This window comes from Accumulibacter sp. (assembly GCF_029255145.1).
In the GTDB taxonomy this organism is placed as follows: domain Bacteria; phylum Pseudomonadota; class Gammaproteobacteria; order Burkholderiales; family Rhodocyclaceae; genus Accumulibacter.
Genome location: NZ_JAPUVQ010000134.1, coordinates 1 through 7,501 on the forward strand (window position 1 = coordinate 1; position 7,501 = coordinate 7,501).

Sequence of the window (7,501 nt, forward strand, 5' to 3'; positions counted from 1 at the left end):
AAAAAAAACCAACCCGATGAGGGGTTGGTCTTCTTGTTTGGTGGTGCAATCGCACCCTGGATCACAACTCGCTATGCGGGCATATGGGTACTGGTGAGGAAGTGTGAGGGTGTTTGTCCGGGTAATGCGTGTGTTGGCCAGGTCCACTTTTCTGTTCTATTTCTCGGTTGGAAAACGAATCCGGCTCCGCATCGCAACTGCGACTTGGGTATGCGCAGCCGCTCCGCGTTCGGTAGTGGGCTGCCAATCAAGGTGCTCGGGTCTCGCTCACCTTTCACCTTCAGGCGAAGCACACAGAACCCGGTTTGCTTACGACGCGTTCAACGAGGCCGGCAAGGCGATCGCGTTCATGGTGTAGGCCACCAGCAGTTGTAGTCGTCGGCATTCATCGGTTCATCACTCGGCGACATCCGAGCCGGCTCGCTAAACCGGTACGCCCTTGACCGAAGCCTCGGCGCGTTCCCGCAGTTCCTTGCCAGCCGTGGAACGGGGTAGACATTTTTTTCGTGGTCCGTAGGCGATTTGGGGCGGAGCACTGTCGCATCATCTCTATACTTTGGGTCTGACAATCTTTTTGACCTCTTATAGTGGACATGAGCGACCCGACGAATCCAGTTTCGACGCCGTTTGGTGCCCTGCTTGCTGGTGCCGCCCCGCCTCGCGCGACCGTAGAAGACCTCGCCGGCGAACTGGATCGCCTAACCGACTCCCAGCGGGAATGGGTCAGCGCTGTCATAAAGCAGTTTCAGCTTCACCATTCGTATGTTCGGAACCCTGGATCCGACTTGGTGAACCAGACGGTGTTGGACGTGCTGGGTGACGCCCTGCGGATTCATCATGCGTTCAGTCGTCAAGCACTGTCCAAAGATCGATTCGAATTCGCGCTGGAGCGAGCACTAAGCCGTGCAGGCATACCTGCTGTATTGGCAACGAGTCGGACCAACCGCGGACATGATCTCACGATCAATGGAGCCCCGGTCTCTCTCAAGACGGAGGCCGCCAGCAACATCAAGGCAAACTTTCTCCACATTAGCAAGTTCATGGAGCTTGGGCGTGGACCATGGGAGTTCAACGCTCTGAGAGAAGGGTTCTTCCAGCACATGACCAGCTACGACCGAATTTTTCAGTTCCGTTGTCTCGGCCAAGGGCCTGGAAAATACGAATACGAACTCGTAGAGATTCCTAAGCAGCTCTTGCTGGAATCGACTAACCAGCCATTCGTGGTTTGCGCGAACAGCCTTCAAAGCCCCAAGCCCGGCTACTGCAGGGTTGCCGATGCTACGGGAGAGCGCTTCGCGCTCTACTTCGATGGCGGCACCGAGCGCAAGTTGCAAATCAAGAACATCCGCAAATCCCTGTGCACGGTGCACGCTACCTGGCAGTTCGACTCAGCGTCCCTTTAAGAGGCGCTCCTTGGCTAGCTCGGCAAATTCTTCGCTGAGCTCGATACCGGTACATTGCCGCCCCAACTCGTCGCAAACTACACCGGTTGTGCCACTGCCGAAGAAGGGGTCGAGGACCCGGTCGCCCTCCTTGGAACCTGCCAGCACACAGAGCCGCACCAACTGGCGCGGATAGACCGCGAAGTGCGCGCCAGCGTAAGGCTCTGTATTGATGTTCCAAACTGACCGACGATTCTTCGATTTCTGGTTCTGAGCAAGGGCCGGCTCCTTGATGGCCTCATGGTCGTAAAGATACCGCTCGTTCTTCGAAAACAGGAAAACGTACTCATGGGATCTGGTCGGCCGGTCTTTCACGCTCTCTGGCTGACAGTTCGGCTTGTTCCAAACAATGTCGCTCCGGAGATACCAGCCATCCTCTTGCAATGCAAAAGCTAATCGCCAGGGCACCCCGATCAAGTCCTTCGGCTTCAAGCCTTCGGGAGTCGGTGCCCGATAGTCCATCGCCCGTCCCTTGTTCTTGGCATCTGGGGCTCTCCAGGTGCGGCCGCCGCTGGTGTAGCTGTCGCCGATGTTCAGCCAGAGTGTGCCATCGTCAGCCAGCGTTCGCCGAACCTCACGAAATACAGCGACAAGATCCGTAATGTAGTCACCGATATCGGACTCTGCGCCAATCTGGCCGCCAACCCCGTAATCTCGGAGCCCCCAATACGGTGGCGAGGTAACGCATGTACGAAACAGCCCGTCCGGAAAACCAGACAGCACTTTTCGGACGTCACCCCAGATGATTTCACACTGGCTCTTTGGAGTTGCTGCAGGCGGCTGTTCGTCGTCGAACTCGAAAAGTCGCAGGATCTCAGCCATTGGCAGCCTCCGGTGAATTTCGACTGCTCTGCTCGTTGGTGGCAGTGCCTCTACACGATTCAACAGGGACACCCATGGCCTTGCAGTGCAAGGCGATAAGGTGCTCAATGAGGTTCGAGACGCTGCGTTGATCACGATCAGCCGCAATCTTGAGTGCACGCTTGTACTCTGCGCTCAATCGAACGTTAAGCGTCGCTGTCTTGATCGTAACCATGAAGGCAGTATAGCGTATATGTAACGCATAGTGCATTACATTTTGGAATTGAATCGCCGTCGCAGATCGCCAAAGACTGTAAGGAAGCACAGCATACTGCATCATTGCAAGGTGTCGCTTGACGTGCGAAATCGAGCCAAAAAAGACGCGGGCAGTAGAAGTGTTGAACTGCGTCTCGGCAGCGAGTCCAGATGACAACGGCGCGTGCCGGCTGAGTACCTGACGGGGCTGGGCTGAGGAAACGTATTCAGCAACCCCTCTGGCCGTCTTTGGCCTCTCCACCAACCAGCCATTTCGAGTTGGCGTATCTCGCGAAACCAAAGCATACGTCATCACAAACTCGCCGAGCACCACCCCGCAACGCCTTGCCCAGCAAAGGTTTCAAAGTTCCGTACCTAGTTTGCGAAGTCATGAGGTTTCGACAAGAGCGGCCTCTACGAGCGCAGATATGACATTTGCGGCGCAGTCAAGGTCAGGAGGTTTACACGAAAAACCCCGCAGAACATGGCGCTCAGCTCGGTCTTCGAAACGGCTGCACGCACTCTTAACGGATGCTGTCCTGGCGTGGGCCGCGTTGGCCAGAACTTACGCAAACCGAAGCCCTCCGCAGGATGAAGGAGATTCGTCGTCGAGAATACCGCTCGGCAGCACATGTGTCGCCAATTCCGCCGCGGTGTAGCGACATTGACTTCAGCGAAATCGCCGCCCATAGCTGAACATAGTGTCGAGGAGGCCACGCTCTGCTTGAACTCCAGCGGTGATGTCACCAGTTGCGAGCTGCCATCGCACCAAGATGCCCTTCGCTTCGGCACCACCAGCCCGGCGGACCGCCAAGACCGCCATCAGGATCGCTGGGTACGTAAGAAGGGCAGCGGATCAGTGTCCCAAATTGCCATCTTCGTCACATCCCGCTCAATTTGTGGGCCACATTGCGCCCGATGTGTAGACCAAGTGTTCGGTAGGCCTCGAAGGTGGACTCGGCGAACCACTGGTCCAATGTGCTCACGTGCGGAAAACTCGTCACCCTGCGCCTGTAATCCGCCAAGTCGGCCGGCTCATCCCCGGTGATCGTGGACTTGCAATAGATGAACTCGCCGCAATCCTCAGGTCTGCCCTCAGAGTCCCGCGCGTACACCACCCGCCAACGCTTGAACGCCACCTTGGCGAGACGCCCCTTATGGTCGGAGACCAGATCGTCGAGGCCGGTGATCTCGATCTCGGCGCCGAAGTCAGTGCGAACCCTGGTTTGCAGATTCAAGAGGTCGTCGAATCGAAAGCGTGGGTCGCAGCTTGCGTCAGCGCAGACGATCAACTTCGCCCGACGCCGAATCATCTCGTATACACCAAGGTTCTCGAAGTGCCCGCCGTCGGTGATGTAGACAGCGTTGGACTCGATGTCACACCTTGAGAGGGCCTCTCGGACAAAGAGCGAGGCTTTCAGGTTGTTAATGCGCTGCTGCACCCAGGATTTGTCCTTGAGGTGTAGTGTGGGCAACCCGATCTTCCATGCCTCCGAGGGTAGCGGCGGTGTCATCTCCCCGTTTTCCGAGGCCGGATTCGGAAACCACCGCCCCAATCTCGCGCCCAGCAGTGCTAGTACCAATGCTCGCTCAGGCGTCGTCGTCGAACCCGTGTTCGTGCTGAACGCGGCAGCCGAAGTCGCGATGGCCGTCCCCATGGTCAGCGGCTCCACTTCGTAGCCAACCTCCTGCGACTCACGTCCATGCTCGCTGACCGGCGCCATAGCGCGGTAGGAGGACTTAGTGCTCTTGGCAGAGCGCTCTAGAGTTGCCACGTGAAACCCCGCCCTTAGCGGCGTAAACACGAACGACGCGGCTTTGCGCTCCGACAGCCCCAAACGACGCTCCGTTGTCACGTTGACCGCAGCGCACCAAACTGGAAAGGGTCGATAAACGATCGCGGCTTCGCCTTTTCCGGCAATAAGATCGCGCAACATTGGATCATCGCCTTCGTCGATGCCCACTGTTGGAAGCGGATTTCGTTTTGTGTTCGAGGCCCCAAGGAACGCACGATTCAGGCGATTTCGATAGAAGTCGTGCATCGAGAAGGAATTCGGCCCGCTCGCGGTCAGCACAAGAACGGACAGGACGAAGAACGCGGCGATCGGGCCACTCATGTACAGCGGCCAATCCTCGGCTACCACCCACGCGAGCTTGTTATCGATCACCCTTGCCATGACCAACGCCATGCCGGCGATCGCGCCAACGGTCAGCAATCCCAAGACGCGCGCCAGCAAACGCGTGGCAGGCCGCGCTGCCAAGATGGTCGAAAGACCGAACAGAGCGAGCGCGCCGAGCCCGGTGTATACCACATGCACCGGAGAAGGGTGGAGGCGGCTTGCAGACGAGACGGCCACGCAGCCAACTGTTGCGACAATCGCAGCAACGATCAGCTCTCCGCTCCAACGCGCCCACCACTCGCGATGCACGGGTTCTTCCTGCGATCCTTCGCTAACAGCCATGACGGCGTTGACTAGCACCGCGAAAACCGCGAGAAGGGCTACGAACACTGCCGCCGGGCTCAAGAGGTCGGGGGGGTCGGGGGCAATAAGCGTCGCCACACGCAGGACCCAGCTCACCAAATATGGGGTCATGCTGAGCAGTACCAGACAGATTGACGTCATTAGGCCGGCCGAAGTGATCTGCACCCGGGTCTTGTGCCGGACCGAATCCCAGCCGTCGAACAGTCGCCCGTGGAGAAGTGCGCTCTCCCAGGCGTGCCCCATCAGCAGCATCAGCCACGCGACGTATGGAAGAACAGGTAGCGGGCCGCGCGTCGCAAGCTTCGGCTCCAAGGGTATCCACAACCATGCCGCACAGGCAGCCACGCTTACGGCGATAGTGCCGCCGAGGGTCCAAGGGATCGGCCGATTAGAAATGCCCTTCATCATCCTATAAAAGTATACGCAGGAGAGCACCACCACCTCGGCAGCGCAAGTCAACAGCAAGCATACGGCGGCAAAGTTGGCTCCCGCGAGAGGTTTTTCCGGAAGGCCTACGCCCGTGGCTATTGCTTTGTCGGTCGCGGCAAAGTGTAGTCCGACCAGTAACGCACCTACGATGAGCCAGGTGGCCGTGGCCGGACCGGGTTTTCCCTTGAGGTTACGATTGAGTGCCTTGCAGGAATTCCACCAACCGACGCACAAGGGTACGGCTGCGACAAAGGCGAGCACGTGAGCGTACTGCGGACCCCAATGTTCGATGAAAGCCGCGATGGCCAGGGCTTGCCAACTCACGGCCACCGCCAATAGACCAAGCGCAGCCAGACCGTACACCATGTTTCGAAGAATGGTCGACAGCGCGGCGGCTGTGTCCGTCGAAAGCAGGCCTGTTCGCAAGGTGAGGTAGTTGCCATGAGCGCGCACGTGCCTCAATACGAACGGTTGCTCTCCCTGCTGATGCGGGGAGATCGTTTTCTCTCCAAGCACAGCTTTGTTGACCACCTGGTGGGCAGGATCGTCGTCTGTAGCGGTAATCCGATGGACCAGTGCCATCCACCAGCCCATCGCATATCCGCCGCCCGAAACGGACGACATGTAATCGAAGCGGGAGATCTGCCCTCGCTCAGCAAGGGCCTGCAGAAAGCCGGTGGCGAACGCTGCGCTTCGGATTCCACCTCCAGAGAGGCACAGGCCTGACGGTTCGGCAAACAGCCTGGTATTTGGTGTGAATGCTTTCAGAGCAGCCCGCGCATGCTCGATGTGTCGAGCCTCCTCCTGAATTGCTTCCGCTGCATTGAACCACTCCTCACTCTTGTTCTCACCCGTCATCCGGATCCTCCCCGCCCTGCATCCTCTTGTCGCATGGCTCGACGTCCGAAGGCGCAGCGAACGGACCCAGCCCGGCCGAAGTCCTTAGCTTGCCAACCCGCCTGCTAGGCCCTGGTGGGGCCTAGCACTTACCTAGCAGTCAACTTGCAGTTCATCCTGAGGGATAGGAAATCCGACGCCGCCGTCGCAAGTATATGAGCCTAGATCAAGCAGCGTCAATCTCGATTTGGTCCCAGGAGCCCCTAAGAAGTTGTCCGAATCCCGCCCCGCTTGGTGCCTGTGCTCATCCGCCCGGGCACCCCAATCACATCCATGAAATCTCCCACCTGATCACAGCACATCCTTCACTTCCTTGGCGACCTCATCGATCCCGGCATCGCGGTTTTTCTCGATGAAGTTGAAGACCCAGCGCACGATCGCCCAGCCCGGCAGGCCGCAGCCGAAGATCAAGCCGCCCAGCGCCACGAGCCCATTCGCCGAATCTACCCACTCCTGCAACCGGAAGTACTCGACGGCCATCGCCCCGCCGCCGATCCCGGTGACTACGGTACTGATCAATCCCACCGCCCACTCGCGCATCGAGCGCGGCGGCGTCATCAGCATCACGACGATGGCCGAAAGCAGTGCCCCGCCCGCCGCCGCGCCTCCGGCGGCCTTGAACGCCGCAGCCCCGGCGACGCCACTACTGGTTGGTTCTGGCACGATGACTCCCCAATGCAAAAAAGCCGCCGAAGGCGTGTGCCTTTGGCGGTCGGGTGATGAAACGGGTTGTATTCAAGACGGCGCATCGCGCATGGCCGATGTCGACCTGCGCAACGAAGATCACGTATCCGGCGTCACTCGAACGACATTGGACCCATCGGCCAGCAGCAGCGCCCGTTTCCCCTGCGCCACCACCACACCGCTTCCGGCTGCCGTCTTGAACGTCGTGGAGAACGCCCCGCTGTTGTTGCAGAACACGACCGCCTGCCAACTGTTCGGCGCGATGACGTTCCGGTTCGCGGTCAGTGCGCCGGTCGTCGTCAGGTACGAACAGCGCGCCTTGTCCGCATTGGCCGGCGCGGTAAGATCCACGTCGGCCCCGGTTACCGCGACGCTGCCATTGCTCGGCAGGTAGGCCGGCGCCACCCAGGCCCGGTTGTCGGTGTAACTGGTCACTGACGACGCTCCGGTGACGACGGTGTAAAGCGGAATCGACCCGCCAGTGAAGCCCACAGTATTCTTCGATACCAC

Annotated in this window: 5 protein-coding genes and 1 pseudogene; 1 reads left to right on the forward strand and 5 read right to left on the reverse strand. The window is 59.1% G+C overall.

Features of this window, described 5'->3' with window-relative positions:
• Positions 1-593: 593 nt before the first annotated feature.
• The gene (locus Q1L50_RS16170) at positions 594-1,403 is read left to right on the forward strand and encodes a restriction endonuclease (protein WP_300340628.1); all 810 of its coding nucleotides are present in this window, start codon (positions 594-596) and stop codon (positions 1,401-1,403) included.
• Here Q1L50_RS16170 and Q1L50_RS16175 read toward each other — a convergent pair.
• The 5 genes and pseudogenes from Q1L50_RS16175 to Q1L50_RS16195 form a co-directional block, all read right to left on the reverse strand.
• On the reverse strand, positions 1,389-2,264 hold the full coding sequence (locus Q1L50_RS16175) for a site-specific DNA-methyltransferase (RefSeq protein WP_300340616.1): 876 nt from the start codon (positions 2,262-2,264) through the stop codon (positions 1,389-1,391). The genes Q1L50_RS16170 and Q1L50_RS16175 overlap by 15 nt on opposite strands.
• A complete protein-coding gene (locus Q1L50_RS16180; protein ID WP_300340619.1) occupies positions 2,257-2,829 on the reverse strand; it encodes a hypothetical protein in 573 nt (190 codons plus the stop codon). The genes Q1L50_RS16175 and Q1L50_RS16180 overlap by 8 nt, the downstream gene beginning before the upstream one ends.
• Positions 2,830-3,379: 550 nt before the next feature.
• Complete coding sequence (locus Q1L50_RS16185) at positions 3,380-6,268, reverse strand: patatin-like phospholipase family protein (protein WP_300340622.1); 2,889 nt, start codon at positions 6,266-6,268, stop codon at positions 3,380-3,382.
• A 330-nt stretch (positions 6,269-6,598) separates the two neighbouring features.
• The gene (locus Q1L50_RS16190) at positions 6,599-6,970 is read right to left on the reverse strand and encodes a hypothetical protein (protein ID WP_300340625.1); all 372 of its coding nucleotides are present in this window, start codon (positions 6,968-6,970) and stop codon (positions 6,599-6,601) included.
• A gap of 120 nt (positions 6,971-7,090) precedes the next feature.
• Positions 7,091-7,501, reverse strand: a pseudogene (locus Q1L50_RS16195) (hypothetical protein); the annotation flags it as partial.

Excerpts from the sequence above, each read along its gene's own strand:
- Q1L50_RS16170 (WP_300340628.1), top strand. The coding sequence starts at position 594 with ATGAGCGACCCGACGAATCCAGTTTCGACGCCGTTTGGTGCCCTGCTT.
- Q1L50_RS16175 (WP_300340616.1), bottom strand. The coding sequence starts at position 2,264 with ATGGCTGAGATCCTGCGACTTTTCGAGTTCGACGACGAACAGCCGCCT.
- Q1L50_RS16185 (WP_300340622.1), bottom strand. The coding sequence starts at position 6,268 with ATGACGGGTGAGAACAAGAGTGAGGAGTGGTTCAATGCAGCGGAAGCA.